Origin of the sequence: Citrobacter sp. U14242 (assembly GCF_046555775.1) — a bacterium.
GTDB lineage: Bacteria > Pseudomonadota > Gammaproteobacteria > Enterobacterales > Enterobacteriaceae > Citrobacter.
Map to the genome: position 1 here is coordinate 418,540 of NZ_JBKGLW010000003.1, position 21,986 is coordinate 440,525.

General features: G+C 48.0%; 20 protein-coding genes, 2 tRNA genes and 1 pseudogene. 13 read left to right on the forward strand and 10 right to left on the reverse strand.

The window, feature by feature from the left end:
- The first annotated feature begins 277 nt into the window (after positions 1–277).
- Entirely contained in the window at positions 278–1,018 is a 741-nt protein-coding gene (gene dpaA, locus ACLJXE_RS06975; protein WP_137384395.1) for a peptidoglycan meso-diaminopimelic acid protein amidase, read from the forward strand.
- Here dpaA and ACLJXE_RS06980 read toward each other — a convergent pair.
- The gene (locus ACLJXE_RS06980; RefSeq protein ID WP_286628658.1) at positions 989–1,756 is read right to left on the reverse strand and encodes a class II glutamine amidotransferase; all 768 of its coding nucleotides are present in this window, start codon (positions 1,754–1,756) and stop codon (positions 989–991) included. The genes dpaA and ACLJXE_RS06980 overlap by 30 nt on opposite strands.
- Positions 1,757–2,040: 284 nt before the next feature.
- Entirely contained in the window at positions 2,041–2,619 is a 579-nt protein-coding gene (gene lpcA, locus ACLJXE_RS06985) for a D-sedoheptulose 7-phosphate isomerase (protein WP_016151815.1), read from the reverse strand.
- 239 nt (positions 2,620–2,858) lie between these two features.
- On the opposite strand from lpcA, the gene fadE reads away from it, so the two are divergent.
- From fadE to ACLJXE_RS07025, 8 genes are all read left to right on the forward strand, one after another.
- Positions 2,859–5,303: an acyl-CoA dehydrogenase FadE gene (gene fadE, locus ACLJXE_RS06990; RefSeq protein WP_137384394.1), complete on the forward strand. Its 2,445-nt coding sequence runs from the start codon at positions 2,859–2,861 to the stop codon at positions 5,301–5,303.
- 109 nt (positions 5,304–5,412) lie between these two features.
- A complete protein-coding gene (locus ACLJXE_RS06995) occupies positions 5,413–6,180 on the forward strand; it encodes an amidohydrolase (RefSeq protein WP_410750457.1) in 768 nt (255 codons plus the stop codon).
- Between the two features lie 179 nt (positions 6,181–6,359).
- Positions 6,360–6,770 (forward strand): Spy/CpxP family protein refolding chaperone, encoded by a 411-nt coding sequence (locus ACLJXE_RS07000; protein WP_410750458.1) that lies wholly within the window; start codon positions 6,360–6,362, stop codon positions 6,768–6,770.
- A 287-nt stretch (positions 6,771–7,057) separates the two neighbouring features.
- Complete coding sequence (locus tag ACLJXE_RS07005; RefSeq protein WP_410750479.1) at positions 7,058–7,882, forward strand: PRD domain-containing protein; 825 nt, start codon at positions 7,058–7,060, stop codon at positions 7,880–7,882.
- 31 nt (positions 7,883–7,913) lie between these two features.
- The gene (locus ACLJXE_RS07010) at positions 7,914–9,500 is read left to right on the forward strand and encodes a PTS transporter subunit EIIC (RefSeq protein ID WP_410750459.1); all 1,587 of its coding nucleotides are present in this window, start codon (positions 7,914–7,916) and stop codon (positions 9,498–9,500) included.
- The gene (locus ACLJXE_RS07015) at positions 9,500–10,684 is read left to right on the forward strand and encodes a MalY/PatB family protein (RefSeq protein ID WP_410750460.1); all 1,185 of its coding nucleotides are present in this window, start codon (positions 9,500–9,502) and stop codon (positions 10,682–10,684) included. Before ACLJXE_RS07010 ends, ACLJXE_RS07015 begins: the two co-directional genes overlap by 1 nt.
- On the forward strand, positions 10,677–11,273 hold the full coding sequence (locus ACLJXE_RS07020; RefSeq protein ID WP_410750461.1) for an SIS domain-containing protein: 597 nt from the start codon (positions 10,677–10,679) through the stop codon (positions 11,271–11,273). The genes ACLJXE_RS07015 and ACLJXE_RS07020 overlap by 8 nt, the downstream gene beginning before the upstream one ends.
- Positions 11,274–11,346: 73 nt before the next feature.
- Positions 11,347–12,297 (forward strand): phosphoglycerate dehydrogenase, encoded by a 951-nt coding sequence (locus ACLJXE_RS07025; RefSeq protein ID WP_410750462.1) that lies wholly within the window; start codon positions 11,347–11,349, stop codon positions 12,295–12,297.
- A gap of 49 nt (positions 12,298–12,346) precedes the next feature.
- Here the strand turns inward: ACLJXE_RS07025 and ACLJXE_RS07030 are convergent.
- Positions 12,347–12,423, reverse strand: a tRNA-Asp gene (locus ACLJXE_RS07030).
- Positions 12,424–12,557: 134 nt separating this feature from the next.
- On the reverse strand, positions 12,558–13,286 hold the full coding sequence (gene dnaQ, locus ACLJXE_RS07035) for a DNA polymerase III subunit epsilon (protein ID WP_286628661.1): 729 nt from the start codon (positions 13,284–13,286) through the stop codon (positions 12,558–12,560).
- On the opposite strand from dnaQ, the pseudogene rnhA reads away from it, so the two are divergent.
- Positions 13,240–13,818, forward strand: a pseudogene (gene rnhA, locus ACLJXE_RS07040) (ribonuclease HI). The gene dnaQ and the pseudogene rnhA overlap by 47 nt on opposite strands.
- Here rnhA and ACLJXE_RS07045 read toward each other — a convergent pair.
- Positions 13,815–14,537 (reverse strand): class I SAM-dependent methyltransferase, encoded by a 723-nt coding sequence (locus tag ACLJXE_RS07045; protein WP_410750463.1) that lies wholly within the window; start codon positions 14,535–14,537, stop codon positions 13,815–13,817. The pseudogene rnhA and the gene ACLJXE_RS07045 overlap by 4 nt on opposite strands.
- Before the next feature lie 33 nt (positions 14,538–14,570).
- Between ACLJXE_RS07045 and gloB the strand changes: the two genes are divergently transcribed.
- Together gloB and mltD are read left to right on the forward strand one after the other, a co-directional pair.
- Complete coding sequence (gene gloB / locus ACLJXE_RS07050) at positions 14,571–15,326, forward strand: hydroxyacylglutathione hydrolase (RefSeq protein ID WP_410750464.1); 756 nt, start codon at positions 14,571–14,573, stop codon at positions 15,324–15,326.
- A 71-nt stretch (positions 15,327–15,397) separates the two neighbouring features.
- Positions 15,398–16,756, forward strand: coding sequence for a murein transglycosylase D (gene mltD / locus ACLJXE_RS07055; protein WP_286628665.1), 1,359 nt, complete (start codon positions 15,398–15,400; stop codon positions 16,754–16,756).
- Between the two features lie 49 nt (positions 16,757–16,805).
- On the opposite strand, the gene ACLJXE_RS07060 is transcribed toward mltD, so the two are convergent.
- The 3 genes from ACLJXE_RS07060 to ACLJXE_RS07070 all read right to left on the reverse strand — a co-directional run bounded on the left by ACLJXE_RS07060 (position 16,806) and on the right by ACLJXE_RS07070 (position 19,762).
- Positions 16,806–17,576, reverse strand: coding sequence for a class I SAM-dependent methyltransferase (locus ACLJXE_RS07060; RefSeq protein ID WP_410750465.1), 771 nt, complete (start codon positions 17,574–17,576; stop codon positions 16,806–16,808).
- A 78-nt stretch (positions 17,577–17,654) separates the two neighbouring features.
- Positions 17,655–18,455 carry an endonuclease/exonuclease/phosphatase family protein gene (locus ACLJXE_RS07065; protein ID WP_196207568.1) on the reverse strand — a complete coding sequence of 267 codons (801 nt, stop codon included), beginning with the start codon at positions 18,453–18,455 and terminating at the stop codon, positions 17,655–17,657.
- A gap of 131 nt (positions 18,456–18,586) precedes the next feature.
- A complete protein-coding gene (locus ACLJXE_RS07070) occupies positions 18,587–19,762 on the reverse strand; it encodes an MFS transporter (RefSeq protein WP_410750466.1) in 1,176 nt (391 codons plus the stop codon).
- 104 nt (positions 19,763–19,866) lie between these two features.
- Between ACLJXE_RS07070 and yafC the strand changes: the two genes are divergently transcribed.
- Positions 19,867–20,781 (forward strand): DNA-binding transcriptional regulator YafC, encoded by a 915-nt coding sequence (yafC, locus tag ACLJXE_RS07075; RefSeq protein ID WP_286628669.1) that lies wholly within the window; start codon positions 19,867–19,869, stop codon positions 20,779–20,781.
- A gap of 20 nt (positions 20,782–20,801) precedes the next feature.
- Here the strand turns inward: yafC and dkgB are convergent, their stop codons facing one another.
- Positions 20,802–21,605 (reverse strand): 2,5-didehydrogluconate reductase DkgB, encoded by an 804-nt coding sequence (gene dkgB / locus ACLJXE_RS07080; protein ID WP_410750467.1) that lies wholly within the window; start codon positions 21,603–21,605, stop codon positions 20,802–20,804.
- A gap of 164 nt (positions 21,606–21,769) precedes the next feature.
- Positions 21,770–21,846: transfer RNA gene (locus tag ACLJXE_RS07085), tRNA-Asp, on the reverse strand.
- Positions 21,847–21,986 lie beyond the last annotated feature (140 nt).

Here is a 21,986-nt window from a genome sequence, read left to right on the forward strand (position 1 = left end):
AAGGATGAACATACCTTATATTGTCTCATTTATGACGCGACAGAAAACGCCACAAACACAACTCGCAGAGTCGGCAGATAATAAAATACGCCCGTTTCTGACTGTCTTTAATCCCAATTTTCAGTATAAAGACAAACTAAAGTGTAAACGGCGCACGAGAGACTTGCGAAAAACTCTCTTGGTGCTAATGTGAGCGCTCCAAATGCAGACTTTTCTGATTTGGGGACTCTTTTTGCCGTCCTGGCGTGTGTAATCGTTTTATCAAGGAATAAGCAGTATGCGTAAAATCGCATTTTTTCTTGCGATGCTTTTATTGCCGTGCGTTTCATTTGCCGGTTTGCTGAGCAGCGGCAGCCCGACCACGCCAATCAGCAAAGAATATAAGCAGCAATTGATGGGGTCCCCTGTCTATATTCAGATCTTTAAAGAAGAGCGGACGCTCGATCTGTACGTCAAGATGGGCGAACAGTATCAGCTTCTCGACAGCTATAAAATCTGTAACTACTCCGGTGGATTAGGGCCAAAACAGCGTCAGGGTGATTTTAAAAGTCCGGAAGGGTTCTACAGCGTTCAGCGCGGGCAACTCAAACCAGACAGCCGCTTTTATAAAGCAATTAACATTGGCTTCCCTAACGCCTACGATCGTGCGCACGGCTACGAAGGTAAGTACCTGATGATCCACGGTGCCTGCGTTTCTGTCGGTTGCTATGCAATGACCGACAACGGTATTGATGAGATTTTCCAGTTTGTGACCGGCGCTCTGGTATTCGGCCAGTCCAGCGTTCAGGTAAGCATTTACCCGTTCCGCATGACTGACGCTAACATGCAGCGCCATAAGTTTTCGTATTACAAAGATTTCTGGTCGCAGCTAAAACCGGGATACGATTACTTTGAACAAACGCGTAAGCCACCAACCGTTTCCGTTGTCGATGGCCGTTATATCGTCAGCAAGCCGTTGAGTCACGAAGTGGTTCAGCCGCAACTGGCGTCAAACTACACGCTCCCCGAGACAAAATAGCGCCCACTCGCCTGGCATAATCTTTTGCCAGGTTTCATTGCCCGTCAGTGGCTGAGTAGCAATCACAGTGACCACATCATTGGGTGTGGTCTCTGAGCTAAAATCAATTTCCACATCCTGATCCAGCAATGTCGCCACGCCAAACGGTGCCCGACGCGTGATCCAGAACAAATTGGTTGAGCAGAAGGCCATGACATACCGTCCGTCGGACAACAGCATGTTGAAAACACCTTTCTCACGTAATACCCCGGCCAGTACCGCAATATATCTAAATACTGCCGTCATGTTACCCGGCGTACGCGGATAACGCTCGGTCAGCTTATGCAGCAGCCAGCAGAAGGCTTTTTCACTGTCGGTTTCGCCGACCGGACGGAAATTACCGGTTTCCAGCGATTTATAGCCGTTCAGCTGTCCGTTATGGGCATAGGTCCAGTTGCGTCCCCACAGTTCACGCGTAAACGGGTGGGTATTTTCCAGCGCCACTTCCCCCCGATTCGCCTGACGAATATGGGCAACCACGGAACAGGATTTAATGGGATAGTCTTGAACCAGTTTGGCGATAGGCGAATTAAAGCTGGGTTGCGGATCTTTAAACGTACGGCAACCCTTACCCTCGTAAAATGTAATACCCCAGCCGTCTTTGTGCGGCCCGGTACCTCCGCCGCGCTGAACCAGCCCGGTGAAGCTAAAGCAAATATCGGTTGGCACATTGGCGCTCATCCCGAGCAGTTCGCACATACATCACCTCCACAAACGCCTTAAAGCGGGAAGGCGTAATTGTTGCATCCAGTTTGGATTCAAAGTAGCAAATAAAATCGCCCCCTATACCCTAAATAATTCGAGTTGCAGGTAGGCGGAAAGGGAAGGACAAATTCGTCTGGAACGAATTTGAACAGCCAAAGGCTGCCTTCGGTGAGGGACATGGATGTCCCTCATTAAATCCCCAGGAGCATAGATAGCTATGTGACTGGGGTTTCTGAGTGCAGCCAACGCACCTGCAGCTTGAAGTATGACGGGTATAGTTACTTAACCATCTCTTTTTCGATCAACTGAATCAGGATATGGATCACTTTGATATGAATTTCCTGAATACGGTCGGCATAGCCAAAGTGCGGCACGCGAATTTCAATATCTGCGCTACCGGCCATTTTACCGCCATCTTTGCCGGTCAGGGTGATGACTTTCATTCCCTTCTCACGCGCCGCAGCAATCGCTTTAATCACGTTACCGGAGTTACCCGAAGTGGAGATTCCTAGCAGGACATCGCCTTCACGGCCAACCGCTTCAACGTAGCGGGAGAATACATAATCGTAACCAAAATCGTTGCTGACGCAGGAGATATGACTGACGTCAGAGATAGCGATAGCCGGGTAGCCCGGGCGGTTTTCACGATAGCGTCCAGTCAACTCTTCGGCGAAATGCATCGCATCGCAATGGGAGCCGCCATTACCACAGGAAAGTACCTTCCCACCGGCTTTGAAGCTATCTGCCAACAGGACCGCCGCGCGTTGAATGGCGTGAATATTGGCGTCATCTTTAAGAAAATTAGCCAGCGTTTCCGCCGCTTCGCTCAGTTCGTTACGAATAAGATCCTGGTACATGAGGATATCCTTCAGCATGAATGTAAATGACAAGATGCAGTGTACCGGATAGCGCTACCAGCGAGAAGTACAAGCCACAGGAATGGCTGTCGCTTTTGATTTTTTGTGCCGGTTAAAACAACAACAATGTGAGCTTTGTTGTAATTATTTTGTAAACGTATTGCTAAAAGATTTTACATACACTACAACCATATCATCACAAGTGGTCAGACCTCCTACAAGCAAGGGAGCTTTTCGTTATGATGATTTTGAGTATTATCGCTACGGTTGTTCTGCTCAGCGTTCTGTTCTATCACCGCGTGAGCTTATTCCTCAGCAGCTTAATTTTGCTCGCCTGGACGGCTGCGCTCGGCGTGGCTGGCCTGTGGTCAGTCTGGCTGCTGGTTCCTCTGGCCATTATTCTCGTACCGTTTAACTTTACCCCGATGCGTAAATCCATGATTTCCGCTCCCGTGTTCCGCGGTTTCCGTAAAGTCATGCCGCCGATGTCGCGTACTGAAAAAGAAGCGATCGATGCCGGTACAACCTGGTGGGAAGGTGACCTGTTCCAGGGCAAACCTGACTGGAAAAAACTGCACAACTATCCGCAGCCGCATCTGACTGCTGAAGAGCAGGCGTTTATCGATGGCCCAGTGGAAGAAGCATGCCGCATGGCGAACGATTTCCAGATCACCCATGAATTAGCGGATCTGCCGCCGGAATTGTGGGCATATCTGAAAGAACACCGCTTCTTCGCAATGATCATCAAGAAAGAGTACGGCGGGCTGGAATTCTCTGCGTATGCTCAGGCTCGCGTACTGCAGAAGCTCTCCGGTGTTTCAGGGATCCTGGCGATCACCGTCGGCGTACCTAACTCATTAGGCCCAGGTGAACTGCTGCAGCATTACGGCACCGAAGAACAGAAAAACCACTATCTGCCGCGTCTGGCACGTGGTCAGGAAATCCCATGCTTTGCACTGACCAGCCCGGAAGCCGGCTCCGATGCAGGTGCGATCCCTGATACCGGTGTGGTTTGTATGGGCGACTGGCAGGGCCAGCAGGTGCTGGGTATGCGCCTGACCTGGAACAAACGTTATATCACGCTGGCCCCTATCGCTACCGTTCTGGGTCTGGCGTTTAAACTCTCTGACCCGGAAAAACTGCTGGGTGGCGAAGAAGATCTTGGCATTACCTGTGCGCTGATCCCAACCTCAACGCCGGGCGTACAAATTGGCCGTCGTCACTTCCCGCTGAACGTGCCATTCCAGAACGGACCAACGCTGGGTAAAGATGTCTTCGTCCCGATTGATTACATCATCGGTGGCCCGAAAATGGCCGGTCAGGGCTGGCGTATGCTGGTGGAATGTCTGTCCGTAGGACGCGGCATTACTCTGCCGTCGAACTCGACAGGTGGCGTTAAATCCGTCGCCATGGCGACTGGCGCCTATGCGCATATTCGTCGCCAGTTCAAAATCTCTATCGGCAAGATGGAAGGTATTGAAGAACCGTTGGCGCGTATCGCCGGTAACGCCTATGTGATGGATGCCGCAGCGTCGCTGATTACCTACGGCATTATGCTGGGTGAGAAGCCAGCGGTGCTGTCGGCTATCGTGAAATATCACTGTACTCACCGTGGACAGCAATCAATCATCGATGCAATGGATATTACTGGCGGCAAAGGCATTATGCTTGGCGAAAGCAACTTCCTGGCCCGTGCTTATCAGGGTGCACCGATCGCCATTACCGTCGAAGGCGCCAACATCCTGACGCGTAGCATGATGATCTTCGGTCAGGGCGCAATTCGCTGCCATCCGTATGTACTTGAAGAGATGGCTGCGGCGCAGAATAACGACGTGAATGCGTTCGACAAACTGCTGTTTAAACATATTGGTCACGTAGGCAGTAATAAAGTGCGCAGCTTCTGGCTTGGTTTGACTCGCGGGTTAACCAGCAGCACGCCAACCGGTGATGCCACCAAGCGTTACTATCAGCACCTGAACCGTTTGAGCGCCAACCTGGCATTACTTTCAGATGTGTCCATGGCCGTATTGGGTGGTAGCCTGAAGCGTCGTGAACGTATCTCTGCTCGACTGGGTGATGTGTTAAGTCAGCTGTATCTTGCCTCCGCCGTGCTGAAGCGTTATGACGATGAAGGCCGAAATGAAGCAGACTTGCCGCTGGTTCACTGGGGCGTACAGGATGCGTTGTACAAAGCTGAACAGGCGATGGACGACTTGCTGAAGAACTTCCCGAACCGTCTGGTTGCCGGGTTGCTGAATGTGGTCATCTTCCCTACCGGTCGCCACTACCATGCACCGTCTGACAAGCTGGATCATAAAGTCGCGAAGATTCTGCAGGTTCCAAGCGCCACCCGTTCTCGTCTTGGCCGCGGTCAGTACCTGACGCCAAGCGAGCACAACCCGGTTGGGTTACTGGAAGAGGCGCTGTTGGATGTCATTGCTGCCGACCCAATCCACCAGCGGATCTGCAAAGAGTTGGGTAAAAATCTACCGTTTACCCGCCTGGACGAGCTGGCACATAACGCGCTGGCCAAAGGGCTGATTGATAAAGACGAAGCGGCGATTCTGGTAAAAGCCGAAGCAAGCCGCCTGCGCAGTATCAATGTTGATGATTTTGAACCCGAGGCGCTGGCGACTCAGCCGGTAAAGTTGCCAGAGAAAGTGCGTAAGGTCGAAGCAGCATAACGCTAACGCACAACGTTCAGCCCCGCTAAATGCGGGGCTTTTTATTGCCACATTTTCGTTAATGCTCATGCTACAGTGTCAAAATGCCGTTCAACGAGGAGCCTCGATCGTGCCAGGTTTAAAAATTACTCTGCTGCAACAACCGCTGATCTGGATGGATGGCCCAGCCAACCTGCGCCATTTCGACAGACAACTGGAAACCGTCACCGGGCGTGACGTTATTGTGTTGCCCGAGATGTTTACCAGTGGATTTGCGATGGAAGCGGCAAACAAATCGTTGCCGCAGGAGGAAGTTGTAAGCTGGATGCGTAGCAAAGCGCAGCAGACGAATGCCCTGATAGCAGGTAGCGCGGCGATACAGTCTGAACGGGGACCGGTAAATCGTTTTTTGCTGGTTGAACCCGAAGGCACCGTGCATCGCTATGACAAACGCCATCTGTTCCGCATGGCAGACGAACATCAGCATTATCAGGCAGGTGAAGAACGCATCATCTTTGAATGGCGTGGCTGGCGTATTCTGCCGCTGGTCTGTTATGACCTGCGTTTTCCAGTGTGGTCACGTAACCGTAACGACTACGACCTCGCCTTGTATGTTGCCAACTGGCCCGCACTGCGCTCGCTGCACTGGCAGGTTCTTCTCACCGCACGGGCAATTGAAAATCAGGCGTATGTAGCAGGATGTAACCGTGTTGGAACCGATGGTAACGGCCATCATTATCGCGGTGACAGCCGGGTCATCAACCCACAGGGTGAAGTCATTGCCACCGCCGAGCCGCATCAGGCAACGCGAATTGATGCTGAGCTGTCGCTTTCGGCGCTACGCGAGTACCGCGAAAAATTTCCTGCCTGGCAGGATGCTGACGCTTTCACCCTGTAGAGATCGCCTTCCCTCCCGCTACGGACCATGTATCCACGGCGGGATTGTTTCACTCCGTAACCAACCGCAAAACAAATTCGCGTGGCGACATGCATCAGGCAACGTATTCTGCAAGGGATAATCACGCGTCACTGACGGGTGATCTACATTATCAATAATACCCTTATCAGGATGTCTAAATGAAGAACGTCGTACGTATGACCTTACTGGCTGCCACGCTGGCTGGCGCCTCTTTTAGCACGCTTGCAGCAAACGTATCCAACGTTCCCGCTCCGGCCCAGGATCCGGTCGTTCAACACCTTAAGTTGACCGGCGACCAGGTGGCGCAGATTAAAAAACTGCATCAACAGCTGGAAAACAACGTTGACCAGATTTCAGTGAAAGACGTTAAAGACGGCGCACTGATTGACGTCATCAAGTCCGGGAAATGGGATGATGCCGCCGTTAAGAAACAACTTGCCGCGTTCAGCAACATCGAACAACAGGCGCGTTATTATCGCGTGAAATGCTACTTTGATCTGAGCAAAGTGCTCACCCCAGAGCAGCGTAAGCTGGTGCAAAAAGATATCGCACAGACACTGGGCGAGTAACGCCTACACACTGCTGAAGGAAGGACGAACAACACTATACATAGGAAAATATTATATATTTAGCCCATGTAGTCACCATATGGATTATTAGTATGTTGTATGCGTGGCTGGCATCTTAAATTTGGCATGCTAATCCAAAAACAGGACATGCATCTCATTTATTTAAGATAATCCTGTGTAGGGTATACACATCAGTGAGTAATCTTGTAACTGTTAAATCAGGCAAGACAATGTTTGAAGTGATTATTACTTCTTACTTGTCTTGCCTTTTTTTTTGGAGCCATGAAATGATCATCGAAAAAGTCATGAATAATAATTGTGTGCTGGCATCGATGAATGGTCAGGAAGTCATCATTTCTGGTCCTGGCGTAGGTTACAACAGGAAAAATGGTATGTCTGTTCCACCACATCCAGCTAATCGATTTTTTTATGTCAGAAATGAAGAAAAAGGGAAATTATACAAACTGATAGAGAGGGTAGATATTGATTATATTTTTGTCTCTGAAAACATAGTCCGTTATGCGGAGATGAATCTTGACAAGAAGTTGAACCCATCACTTTTACTCATTCTTGCCGATCATATTTCAAATGCAATTTCTCGATGCGCTGCAGGTATCCAAATAAATAACATATTTCTTGATGAGATAAAAACATTATACAAGTCAGAGTATGCTATAAGCCGGGATGCCTTATCCATTGTCAATGAGCATTTTAACATCTTACTTCCTGATGATGAGATTGGTTTCATCGCCCTGCATATTTTAAATAACTATGAAAACACCTCCAACTATGAATCCCTCAGAATTATAGAGTTCTCACAGAAAATCACAGACATTATTGAGACAGTTTACGAGAAAATAGTAGACCGCAACGCATTCAACTACTTACGTTTCATGACTCATTTAAAATATTTCTCCTGTCGGGTACTATGCAACGAAAAGATAAAGAACAAAGACATCGGAGATATCTATGAGCATTTTCTGGAGAAGGATTTAACCCTACAACATTCTATTATAAAAATAGAAGAGCATTTAAAATCAGAGTTTAACTATGAACTGGCGATGGAAGAAAAGCTGTATCTTTCAATTCGCATTAAGGTATTGATGGACTGATTATATTTCACCTTATCACGAGAAAGTAAATATGAAACAGAAAAAAGCCTGGAGTTTTTTTCAGAGCCTGGGTAAGGCATTTATGTATCCAATCGCTCTGCTTAGCGTATGCGGCATGATGTTAGGCCTGGGAAGTGGATTAGCCAGCGATGAAATGGCTAAATTAATCCCTGTATTAGGCTTCCCCGTTGTTAAATTATTTTTAGATTTTATTGTTAACCTTGGCTTATTTGCTTTTGCCAATTTACCTGTATTATTTGCAATTGCTATCCCATTGGGCCTGCTGAAAGAAAAAGAAGATAAAGCATATGGTGCATTTTCCGGTCTGGTCGGATTTATGGCAATGCATTTGGGAACAAATTTTTATCTTAAAAGTCACGGCCTGCTCGTCCCCGCAGATCAGATGTCCACGCATGGACAAACTATTATTCTGGGAATTCAGTCATACAACACCAGCGTATTGGGGGGAATCGTTGCAGGCTTGATGGTATTCGCTATGTACAAACGGATCGTCAATTTACGCATCCCAGAGTCGTTGGGGTTCTATAGTGGCCCGCGCCTTGCGCCTATCATTACGTTAGTTGTCATGAGTGTTTTCGGCATCATAATCCCTTTTGTCTGGCCCCCTTTCTTTAACATGTTTATGTTAATCGGCCATTGGATATCCACATCTGGTCCGGTAGGTTACTTCTTCTATGCCGTTGCAGAGCGCGTAACGATTCCCTTCGGGCTAAATCATTTAGTCACATCCGTATTCAGATTTACACCGATCGGGGGTTCGGCGATCATCAGCGGTGAGGAATACTACGGTACCCTCAATATGTTTATGGCCTACGTCAAAGAAAATGCCGTCATTCCATTAGACCTTGCAGGCAAAATGGAACAGGGCAAGCTAATGATCCAGTATGGTTTAGCGGGTGCGGCTCTTGCGATGTATCAGACAGCTCATGTCCAAAATCGCAAGGCTATTAAGGCACTTTTAATCTCTGCGGTGCTGACTGTGATTATTGGCGGCGTTAGCGAGCCAATTGAATTTTTATTCCTGTTTGTCAGCCCTATCTTATTTGTATTTCATGCTTTTATGAATGGCTTCGCAAATATGTTTTTACCGTATCTCGGCGTGAAAATGGGATTCACCGGGGATTTGATTCAGTTTATAAGTTTTGGCGTATTGCGGGGCACAAGAACTGGATGGCCAGTGGCGGTCTGTGTAGAAATCGCCTACTTTTTCATTTATTACGCAGTGTTTAAATGGGCCATTCTAAAATACAACTTAATGACTGTTGGCAGGGAAGAAAGTGGCATACTTCCTTCAGCAACAACAGCTGAAGTGATAACACCGGTTGCACAACCAGTGGCAAATAGAAATACCGACTCCAGCACTGCTGAGAATATGATTGCAGCTCTGGGAGGTAAAGAAAACATTACATCTCTGGATAACTGCGTTACACGTTTACGGCTAACAATCAAAGATATAGAAGCAATTGATGAAGCTGCCATTAAAAAGCAGGGAGGGATCGCAATTGTCAAACTCGATAAAAACACCTTACAGGTCATTATTGGTACAAAAGTCATCGCTTTGCGTAAAGATATGGATAAATGCATGGGGTTATGTTGATGAATATGTTTAACACTCCTATTTCGCGAAAAGGGACTTACTGCACGCAGTGGGACTTCTGCGAAGACAGATTTGGTGTGCACGATATCATTCCTTTTTCCATATCTGATATGGATTTACCCATACCGGACGAAATTACTAAAGCACTACAGAAAAGACTGGAACATCCTGTTCTCGGGTATAGTCGCTGGCAGCATAGTGAATATCTCAATGCGATATGCCATTGGTATGGTCAGAAATATGATACGGTCATTGATGCTAACTGGATTACTTATAGTCCGAGTGTGATGTACTCCATCGCTAAAGCGCTAGAGTTATTAACTGTACCTGAAGATAGCATTCTGACTTTCACTCCGGCATACAATGCTTTCTTTGATGTCATCAAAAATAGTGGGAGAAAATTACTCACTTCAATATTGATTAAAGATGATGATGGTCGGTATGACATAGACTGGGACGACTTCAATGCCAGAGCAAAAGATGCAAAGATAATTTTATTGTGCAATCCACATAATCCGACAGGAAAAGTATGGTCGGAACACGAGTTAATTAAAATTTCAGAGATATGTTTAAAAAACAACTGTTGGTTATTATCCGATGAGATCCACAGCGATTTCGCTTTCAGACATAAATTTACATCTGCACTTAAATTGCACTATGATAAAACGATTGTATTTAACTCTATCTCAAAAACATTTAATGTCCCAGCCCTGACGGGATCGTATATTATCTCACCTGATATCGCCTTTAATGAAAAACTCAGAGAGATAACTCGTTATCGTGATTTTGTGAATTCGCCTTCAATATTGAATGTCATTGCTACTATCGTTGCCTACAATAAATGTGATAGATGGTTACAACAGTTGAAGTCGCACCTCCAATCAAATATTGATTTTGCTGTTCATTACGTTCAAGAAAATCTTTCACCTCTGAAACTCAGAGAATCTGAAGGTTGTTATTTTGCATGGATAGACTGTTCACACATCAGTTGTTCATTCGAACAATTCTACGCCATGTTAATTCATGAAGGAAAAGTGGGGATAATGGCAGGTAACGTATATGGACCTGGAGGGGATAATTTTTTACGGCTAAACCTGGCCTGCAGCAGAGAAAAACTATACCAGGGATTATGTCGGGTGGCTTGCGTTATTAATAAAATAAATCAGGAAAATAAACATGAATAATACTGATGTCATCTCACTCATTAAAGGCTTTATGCGTAATGAACAAAAAGCAGTCGAGGAAATTATTAACGCACCGCTTTCAGAAACTGCAAATCTGGTTAAAGTGCTCCAGGCTTGTAGAGGGAAAGTTGTCTTTATCGGCGTAGGAAAATCAGGAATTATTGCTAAAAAATTGGCAGCGACATTTGCCAGCACCGGTACCCCCTCTTTTTTTATTCATGGAACAGAAGCGGTTCATGGCGATCTGGGCATGGTTACTCATGAAGACATTGTTATTCTGATATCCAATAGTGGTGAAACAGCAGAGCTGTTAGCTACGCTGCCAAGTCTGAAAAAAATGAAAAATTTTCTGGTCTCATTTACCCGAAGCCACAATTCGTCGCTGGCTATCTGCTGTGATTTATCAATTGAGATACCGGTTAAGAACGAAGCAGACAACTTAGGTCTTGCTCCATCCTGCTCTTCCACTGCGGTACTGGTCGTGGGAGATGCGGTGGCCCTCACGCTGTCAGAACTCAAACAGTTTACCCGAACCGATTTTGGTTTATTTCATCCAGGAGGTGCTCTCGGAGTAAAAGTAAACTCATAACTTGTGTTATTTTTATTGTAACCGGTCTACGCCATCACAACCTGATGGCGTTCTCAGGTATGAGGTAACAGATATGAAAAATGTATTAATCACCGTTTCCAGTTTTTCGGCTCGCTGTATTACCGGTTGCAAATTATTGCGCGATAACCAATTTAATCTCATTTTCAAGAACAGTGTTAATCATCTTATCACATCAGAATCAGATGAGTTGAGGGCATCTATTGATGCTGTCATTGCCGGAACGGATTGTTATGACGCCAGTGTGTTTTCTCTTCTACCAAAACTGAAAATAATCTCAAGATTTGGTACCGGCATTGATAATATAGATATTGACGCGGCAAAAAAATCAGGCATTGTGGTTAATAATGCCCGAGGCATCAATGCCAATGCTGTCGCTGAATTTATCATCGGTCTTATTTTTTCTGGTCTGAGAAATATTCCCAGTAATCATATGGACATACAAAATGGTTATTGGGGGCACTCACTGGGAAATGAATTAAATGGTAAACGTGTAGGATTATTAGGTTTTGGGAATATTGCCAAAACATTGGTTAAGAGGTTGTCCGGTTTCGAGATTGAAATTCTCGCGTACGACAAAAATCCGGATCATGAGATAGCTGAAAAAATGGCTGTTAAGTTTGTGTCGGTTGACGACATCTTCATGCAGTCCAACGTCATTGTCGTGCTTCTTCCTTACACATCGTCATTAGAGAATTTTATCAGCCACAAATACCTTTCAATGATGAGAAATGGTGCCTTGCTCATCAATGCGGCTCGTGGAAAATTGATAGATGAACGCGCGCTGTTGCAGGTGATTGATGAAAGGAATGTGCATTCCGCTCTCGATGTATTTCAGCATGAACCTTTGCCGCAATTCAGCCCTCTACTACATTCCAGAAATATTATCACGACCCCACACATCGCCGCTGCGACGGTTGAATCGTACCATCAGACAGGTATCCATACCGCAAGGTCAGTTATTGATTTTTTTGATGGTGAAACGATCGATAATATTATGCAGTGATTAAAACGACGAAAGCCTGAATCATTTCTGATTCAGGCTTTCTGAATAGTGGCGGAATGGACGGGACTCGAACCCGCGACCCCCTGCGTGACAGGCAGGTATTCTAACCAACTGAACTACCACTCCGCGTTGTGTTCCGCTTGGGAACGAAGCGAATATTACGGATTGCCTCGCGCCTCGTCAACGCTTTTTCTCACGTTTTTTAATCGTTTGCTGCAAAAATCACCCGAATGGCCATTTCTGTACTGTAAATACCAGAACTAGGCCCGCCAGAGGCAACTTCCGCCCTTCTTCTGTACCAGGTCAAGGCGCGACTCATGGGCTGCCAGCTCTTCATCAGTAGCGAAAACAACGCGTAATTTACTGGACTGACGCACAATGCGCTGGATCCCCGTATCATTCTGCTGCTGGCTGTCACCTTCCATAGAGAACGCCATGCTGGTCTGCCCGCCGGTCATCATCAGATAAACGTCGGCCAGAATCTGGGCATCGAGCAATGCGCCGTGCAGAGTACGCTTACTGTTGTCTATCTCATAGCGCGAGCATAACGCATCAAGGCTGTTACGCTTGCCAGGAAACATTTTCCTCGCCAACGCCAGGCTGTCGGTCACTTTACAGAAGGTGTTCGTCTTTGGGATATCGCGATTGAGTTTCGCGAACTCGTAGTCCATAAAGCCGATATCAAACGATGCATTATGGATGACCAGCTCCGCGCCACGGATATAGTCGAGAAACTCATCGGCGACATCGGCGAATGTGGGTTTATCAAGCAGGAATTCATCGGCGATTCCGTGTACGCCAAATGCCTCCGGGTCCACCAGCCGATCCGGCTTCAGGTAGACGTGGAAGTTATTTCCGGTCAGGCGGCGGTTCACCACTTCAACCGCACCGATCTCAATGATCTTATGGCCTTCGTAGTGGGCGCCAATCTGGTTCATACCGGTGGTTTCGGTATCGAGGACGATCTGCCGTGTAATTCCAGTGCTCATAGCGGTCATTTATGTCAGACTTATCGTTTGATTTCGATTTGCTAAAACAGGAAGTCTACCAGAGATGCTTAAACAGGTAGAAATTTTCACCGATGGTTCTTGCCTGGGAAACCCAGGTCCTGGCGGTTATGGGGCTATTTTACGCTATCGCGGGCGCGAAAAAACCTTTGCCGAAGGGTACAACCTCACCACCAATAACCGTATGGAGTTGATGGCGGCAATTGTCGCGCTGGAAGCACTTAAAGAGCCATGTGAAGTGGTACTCAGCACCGACAGCCAGTACGTGCGCCAGGGCATTACACAATGGATCCACAACTGGAAAAAACGCGGCTGGAAAACCGCAGATAAAAAGCCGGTAAAGAACGTCGATCTGTGGAAACGTCTGGATGCCGCGCTTGGACCACACCAAATCAAATGGGAATGGGTTAAAGGGCATGCGGGCCATCCGGAAAACGAACGCTGTGATGAGCTTGCACGTGCTGCGGCAATGAGTCCCACCCAGGATGATGTTGGGTATCAAGCAGAGTCTTAAGCGTCTGGCTTGCGGAATTGTCGGGTTGCCCCAACAGCCTGGCGGATGCGTGCCTTACTTTTACTTTGTTTCATCGGATTGAGCGTAAGCGGAATTGTTCGCTTGCGCGCGACAACCAACTGTAGACAGCCCAGTGCCGGAATATGCGCACTTAACATTTTACCGCCCTGCTTCGCCCAGGGCAGCACGTGGAACCGGCTATAGTGCAGCACCTCAAAATTCAGCAAAGAGAGCCAATCCAGTTGGCGCATCAGGGTAAACATCCGGCTGTTGTAAGGCGGTGTTTTACGTAGCACTGGCACCAGCTTACGCAATCCCATCAGGCTAACCGGGTTAAACCCGCTCAGTATTAACCAGCCATCATCAATCAGTACCCGGTCGGCTTCACGCAATAAGCGATGCGGATCGGCGCACCACGGTAGTGTATGAGCCAGCAGACAGACATCCACGGATTTATCGGCAAAAGGAAGGTGTAAAGGATCGGCCGTAACCTGCATGGGCGAACCTTGCAAAGAAACATTTACCTGATGAGAAACCGCGCACGCTTCAGAATCGATTTCTGCGCTTAAATTACCAATCTTAAGCAGATGAAAACCGTACATTTTTGCGAACCACGGGTTAAGCTGATGTTCCAGCGCCTCACGATAGTGCTCACCCCAGGGTAAATCATCCCAGCTAACGGGCGCTACGACAGTTTGAGGGATCCTTGCCGGTTTCATCACAACCTTCCGTTACGCATTGAGAGGTAATTTATGAATCTTAACAGTATTCCCGCCTTTCAGGACAATTACATCTGGGTCCTGACAAATAATGAAAACCGTTGCCTGATTGTCGATCCGGGCGAAGCCGCTCCCGTTCTGAAAGCGATGGCAGAACATCACTGGGTGCCAGAGGCCATTTTCCTGACCCATCACCACCATGATCATGTTGGCGGTGTGAAAGAACTTTTGCAACATTTCCCACAATTAGTGGTTTACGGACCGGCTGAAACGCAAGATAAGGGAACGACCCACATAGTCAAAGATGGCGATATTGCACTCGTTTTAGGGCATGAATTTAAGATAATTGCTACGCCGGGTCACACTTTAGGACATATTTGTTACTTTAGCCAACCTTATCTATTTTGTGGCGACACGCTATTTTCAGGCGGCTGTGGCAGACTATTTGAAGGTACGGCTTCGCAGATGTATCAATCACTTAGTAAATTAAGTGCGCTTCCTGATGATACGCTTATCTGCTGTGCTCATGAATACACATTAGCAAACATGAAGTTTGCCTTAAGCATTCTGCCGCACGATTCGTGCATAAATGAATATTATCGTAAAGTTAATGAGTTACGCGTAAAAAAACAAATGACACTCCCCGTAATTCTGAAAAATGAGCGGCGAAATAATCTTTTTTTAAGAACAGAAGATATTGATTTAATTAATGAAATAAACAAAGAAACAATATTGCAACAACCTGAAGAGCGTTTTGCCTGGTTAAGGTCAAAGAAAGATACGTTCTGACAATTCCGGGTTGCCTTTTGAAAACTTCGCCGTTATGATCGGTCGTCTTTTAAGCAACTATTGACACACACATGAAGGCAAAAGCGATATTACTCGCCTCTGTCCTGCTTGTTGGGTGCCAGAATACTGGTAACGTCCAACAACATGCACAGAGCCTTTCTGCAGCTGGTCAAGGGGAAGCAGGAAAGTTTACAAGTCAGGCGCGATGGATGGACGATGGAACATCTATCGCTGCTGATCAGGATTTGTGGGCTTTCATTGGTGACGAGCTAAAGATGGGAATTCCGGAAAACAACCGGATTCGCGAACAAAAACAGAAGTATTTACGCAATAAGAGCTATCTCCACGATGTAACTTTACGGGCAGAGCCGTATATGTACTGGATAGCCGGGCAAGTTAAGAAACGTAACATGCCTATGGAACTGGTACTACTACCCATAGTGGAGAGCGCTTTTGATCCTCACGCAACGTCTGGCGCCAATGCCGCAGGTATTTGGCAGATCATTCCGAGCACGGGGCGCAATTATGGTTTAAAACAGACCCGCAGTTATGATGCACGTCGCGACATTGTGGCTTCCACCACTGCCGCGCTGGACATGATGCAGCGTCTGAACAAGATGTTTGATGGCGACTGGCTGCTGACCGTTGCCGCGTATAATAGCGGTGAAGGTCGCGTGATGAAGGCAATCAAAGCGAACAAGTCTCGGGGTAAATCCACCGATTTCTGGTCGCTCCCTTTGCCTCAGGAAACGAAGCAGTATGTGCCCAAAATGCTGGCGTTGAGTGATATTCTCAAAAACAGCAAACGCTATGGCGTGCGTCTGCCTACCACAGACGAAAGCCGTGCGTTGGCACGTGTTCGCCTGAACAGTCCGGTTGAGATGGCTCAGGTTGCCGATATGGCGGGTATTTCCGTCAGCAAACTGAAGACCTTCAATGCAGGTGTGAAAGGCTCCACGTTGGGTGCCAGCGGTCCGCAATACGTGATGGTGCCAAAGAAGCACGCAGAGAAGCTGCGTGAGTCTCTGGCTTCCGGCGAAATTGCAGCCGTACAGTCAACGTTGGTTGCAGATAACACGCCGCTGAACAGCCGTAGCTACAAAGTTCGCTCTGGCGATACGCTTTCTGGCGTCGCTGCACGTCTTGGCGTGAGCACGAAGGATCTGCAGCAGTGGAATAATCTGCGTGGATCATCCCTGAAAGTGGGCCAAAGCCTGACCGTAGGTGCTGGCACCAGTGCACAGCGACTGGCTAACAACAGCGATAGCATCACCTACCGTGTACGTAAAGGCGACTCTCTGTCGAGCATTGCCAAACGCCATGGGGTTAACATCAAGGATGTAATGCGCTGGAACAGTGATACGGACAATCTGCAGCCGGGCGATCAGCTCACGTTGTTTGTCAAAAACAACGGCATGCCTGACTCCTGATAACATTGTAAAAATGAAGGCACTGGTTTCCCCCCAGTGCCTTTTTTATTTATCCCGCTTTATGTGCCTCAACCATTATCGTATCACTGGTGAATGAACCATCCTCCTGTAACGAGAAGTAGACTTTCACTTCAGCTGATGCACTCTGCTGATATAAACGAATAGCTTCAGTCAATGCGGCAGGTGTGCGCATTCGCGCCACCCACGAACTGAACTCCAGAGGCAGGCGATCCGTCAACAAAGTATCGGTAATCAAACCAGCGTCATTGATTAAAGACAGCCACTCACCGCTGGAATAGTTGCGCACATGTGAGGTATCGCGCAGCGCTTCAACGGTTTGCAGCCAGATATCACGCACCGGATGCCCAGGCGACATCACATCCATTACGATAGCCACACCACCGGGTTTCAGTACACGATTGACTTCACGCAGCGCACGTCCGACATCATGCCAGTGATGCGCTGAATAGCGGCTAATCACCACATCAAAAGCGCAATCGCCGAACGGCAGACTCTCTGCATATCCCTGTTGCGTGGTGATATTGTCCAGGCCCTTCTCTTTTGCAGCCTCTGCGACCACCTCAAGCATTTGAGACGATAAATCATAAGCCACAACCTGTCGTACGTATTGCGCAGCCACAAAACTGGCGTGCCCTGCTCCACATCCCATATCCAGTATCCGTGCCTGTGGAAAAACAGACAGCCTTTCCGCCAGTCGTTGTAAATCACGACCAGTAGCATGAACGGTACTGGTTAAATAGGCATTAGCCTGGGAGCCAAACTGCTTTTCGACGTTGTCATGGTGGGAGCGTGTTGTCATTGTGTTGTCCTTCGGTTGTTGTGAAATATGAAGGGCAGCACCATCACAGGCCTGCCCTACGGCAGACCTGACACACCTTTATTGCTCAGGCTTGCCGGGACTGAATTCAACGAGTAGTGGATTGTGATCGGAGGCGCGAGTGACCAGCACAGAGGCCTCACTCACGTTCAAACCACGATAGAACACAAAATCAAGAGGACGACCAAACGCGCGTCGGCGCTGATCGTCGGTAAAGCGCACCTGACGCAGCGACATTTCACGCGCAAAGCGGTACAGCGCATTCATCCGTCGGCGACTCCATGCATTGAAATCACCGGCCATAATCACCGGGCCACTGTGATGGGCGATTTGATCCCCAATGGGAAGTAACTGCTTACTATAGACATCGACGCCGAGGCTGAAGTTTACCGCGTGGATATTCACCACCATCAATAAACGCGAGTCAGGTAGCGGGTATACGGTCACCAGAGCTGATTTTGCCAGGCGTAAAATTGGCTCACGCTCACGCAATGGACAGCAGTAGACCGGATGAGCAGCAGAAAGCGTCATGACACCAGAGGGATGCTGAGGCAGCACAAAAGCGGGAACCTGATCGGCGGCAAGATAGTTAGCGGTTGCGAACTGAACCAACTCGGGTGTCGTCTGTGCCTCCTGCAATAAAACCAGATGGGCATCTTTGCCAAAATTTTTCAGCACCGACAACCATTCTGCCCGTTGTTGCTTAAAAATATTCCACACCAGCACGCGAATGCGATCTTCACTGCTTAACGGTACGCCTGCAGGTAATGCCTGGCCGATATGCGCAAATGACCCTGGCGGTAAAATCCGCTCAACGGGTTGTCCGGCAACATAGCGCATGGCATAGGTGTTTTTTCGCACTTTAGACTTTCAAACCTCTATAACGTCAACCAGTCCGCAGCCGGACTGGTTCTTCTGTTATAGGGACTTTAACACTCACTTTCAACGAACAATTGCAGTTTGTTTTGTAAGTGGGCACTTACATCAATAATTTATCCCAATACTACCCGCGCTGGTTTATCCAGGCGACCGCTGATACCCATCAGTAAAAAAGCGACCAGAACAATCAGTGCGCCAATCCACGGTGTCTGTGCTAAACCATAATGCGCTACCGTTTGTCCGCCAATCACAGAGCCAAGCGCAATGCCAATATTAAACGCAGCAATGTTCAGACCGGATGCTACATCCACCGCATTGGGGGTAAACTGTTCCGCTTTCTGTACCACGTATACCTGCAAACCCGGAACATTGCCGAAGGCGAAGATCCCCATCACCAGAATCGTAACTAACGCAGCGTATTGCGTAGAGGCTGTCAGTTGAAAGACCATCAGCAGGACAAACAACGCCGCGAAGATAAATTTCAGCGCCGGGACAGCACCATGTTTATCCGCCAGCTTACCTCCCCAGATATTACCGATAGCAACCGATACGCCATAACCCAGTAAGATCCAGCTTACCGCTGTCGGCGAGAAACCTGCCAGGTCCTGCATCATAGGTGCCAGGAAGGTGAACGCAGTGAAGACACCACCGTACCCCAATGCCGTAACCGCGTAGATAAGCAACAGGCGTGGATGGGTTAACACTTTTACCTGATCACGAATGCTTGCGGCCGCCCGACCCGGAATATTCGCAGGGATCAGCAGTTGGCTGCTAATCAGTGCAATCACACCCAACAGTGATACGGCAAGGAAAGTCTCGCGCCAGCCAAAGTGTTGTCCGATAAATGTCCCCAGAGGTACTCCCGTCACCAGTGCAACGGTTAAACCACCAAACATAATCGCGATAGCAGAAGCCGCTTTCTCTTTTGGTACCAGGCTTGTCGCAATTGTAGAACCAATTGAGAAGAAGACACCGTGAGCCAGGCCTGTCAGCAGGCGGGCGACAATTAATGTCGTATAACCAGGTGCCTGCCATGCCAGCAAGTTACCCGCGGTAAATAGCACCATCAGCGCAACCAACAGTTGCTTACGTGGCAGGCTCCCGGTCAGGGCGGTCAGTACCGGCGCGCCAATTGCCACACCCAGTGCATAAATTGAAACCAGCATCCCCGCAGAAGGCAAAGAGATCGCCAGTTGTTCAGCAATGGTCGGCACCAGGCCGACAATCACAAATTCAGTCGTGCCAATAGCGAAGGCACTTATTGTCAGAGCAAATAAAGCGAGAGGCATAAATAATTCCATATCATCAGTAATCAGATGACACGCAGTATGCCGGGATGTTTTAATAACAAAAATATTCAAAATATCAATATAATTTTGCTTCAGGTGCAAAAATGAAAGCAACCTCCGAAGAACTGGCAATTTTTGTCGCGGTCGTGGAAAGCGGTAGCTTTAGCCGGGCCGCAGAGCAGCTTGGGCAGGCCAATTCCGCGGTCAGTCGGGCAGTAAAGAAACTGGAGATGAAACTGGGCGTCAGTTTGCTCAATCGAACAACCCGGCAACTCAGTCTGACAGAAGAAGGTGAACGCTACTTCAGGCGCGTACAACAGATACTGCAGGATATGGCTGCGGCGGAAACAGAAATCATGGAGTCGCGTAATACGCCGCGCGGTTTGCTGCGTATTGATGCCGCAACACCGGTGATGTTGCATTTCCTGATGCCACTGATCAAACCTTTCCGTGAGCGCTATCCCGAGATGACGTTGTCGCTGGTTTCCTCAGAGACATTCATCAATCTTATTGAACGAAAAGTGGATGTTGCGATACGTGCCGGTACCTTGACTGACTCAAGTCTGCGCGCACGTCCACTCTTTACCAGCTACCGCAAGATTATTGCTTCGCCTGACTATATTGCCCGCTTCGGTAAGCCAGAGACTGTTGAAGAGTTAAAGCAGCACCTGTGTCTGGGGTTTTCTGAACCTATTTCGCTCAATACCTGGCCCATAGCCTGTAGTGACGGACAATTGCATGAGGTTGATTGCGGTCTATCTTCGAACAGTGGCGAAACGCTGAAGCAGCTTTGCCTGAGCGGCAACGGTATTGCTTGTCTTTCAGATTATATGATTGATAAGGAGATCGCTCAGGGTAAGCTGGTCGAATTGATGGCGGATAAACGGCTGCCCGTCGAGATGCCTTTCAGCGCGGTGTATTACAGCGATCGTGCCGTCAGTACCCGTATTCGGGCATTTATCGATTTTTTAAGTGAATATATAAGAACAGCTCCCGGAGGAGCTGTAAAAGAGGGTTAAAGGCACAGAGGGTCAGGCTATTAATCCCATTCAGGCGCCAGACCTTCCGGGCTAACCAGGCGGTCGTTGCAATCCAGAGCAGCGATTGCCGCTTTATCTTCCGCATCAAGCCGCAGTTCCAGCGCCAGCAGGTTGCTTGCCAGGTTTTCACGCTTGGTAGAAGAAGGGATCACAGAGTAACCTTCCCCCATCGCCCATGCCAGAATCACCTGGGCCGGCGTCGCGTTATGTTTAGCAGCAATACGAGCAATCACGTCATCTTTCAGCGCCTTACCATAAGCCAGCGTCATGTATGAGGTAATGTGGATACCGTGCTCTTTCGCCCAGTCAACAACCTTACGGCTTTGCAGATACGGAGATAACTCAATCTGATTAGTCGCAATATTCTCTGCCCCTACAGCAGCAATAGCTTTTTCCATCAATGGGATAGTGAAGTTAGAGATACCAATTTCACGAGTCAGTCCTTGCTCTTTGGCTTCGAGCAAGGCATGCATAAACTCTTCAACAGAGACGACATCATTTGGTGATGGCCAGTGGATCAGCGTCAGATCAACATAATCTGTGCGCAGTTTTTTCAGGCTCTCTTTCAGGCTTGGGATCAGTTTGTCTTTGCCAAGATTTTCAATCCAGATCTTAGTTGTGATGTACAACTCATTACGCGGTACGCCGCTTTCGGCAATCGCCTGGCCAACAGCTGCTTCATTATCATAGATTTGTGCAGTGTCGACTGCGCGATAACCCAGCTCAAGAGCTGTTTTAACGGAAGCGATAACCACGTCGTCTTTCAGGCGGAAAGTACCTAAACCAAATGCAGGGACAGTCATAGAATTCCTCTTTTTAATCACAATATTCGTTAACTGAGGGGATTATGACCTTCTACTTTTTATAGAAAAAGAGCGGAAAATGCAGAGGATTTTTGCAAATTTAGCAATAATAAAGTTACAGGCAAAGAAAAAGCCCTGAGCAAATGCTCAGGGCTCTTAATAAGTGGCGGAACGGACGGGACTCGAACCCGCGACCCCCTGCGTGACAGGCAGGTATTCTAACCAACTGAACTACCGCTCCACCGAATTTCTTTGTCACTACCCGGATTATTCATCCCGGTTTACTGCAATTTGATGCCTGGCAGTTCCCTACTCTCGCATGGGGAGACCCCACACTACCATCGGCGCTACGGCGTTTCACTTCTGAGTTCGGCATGGGGT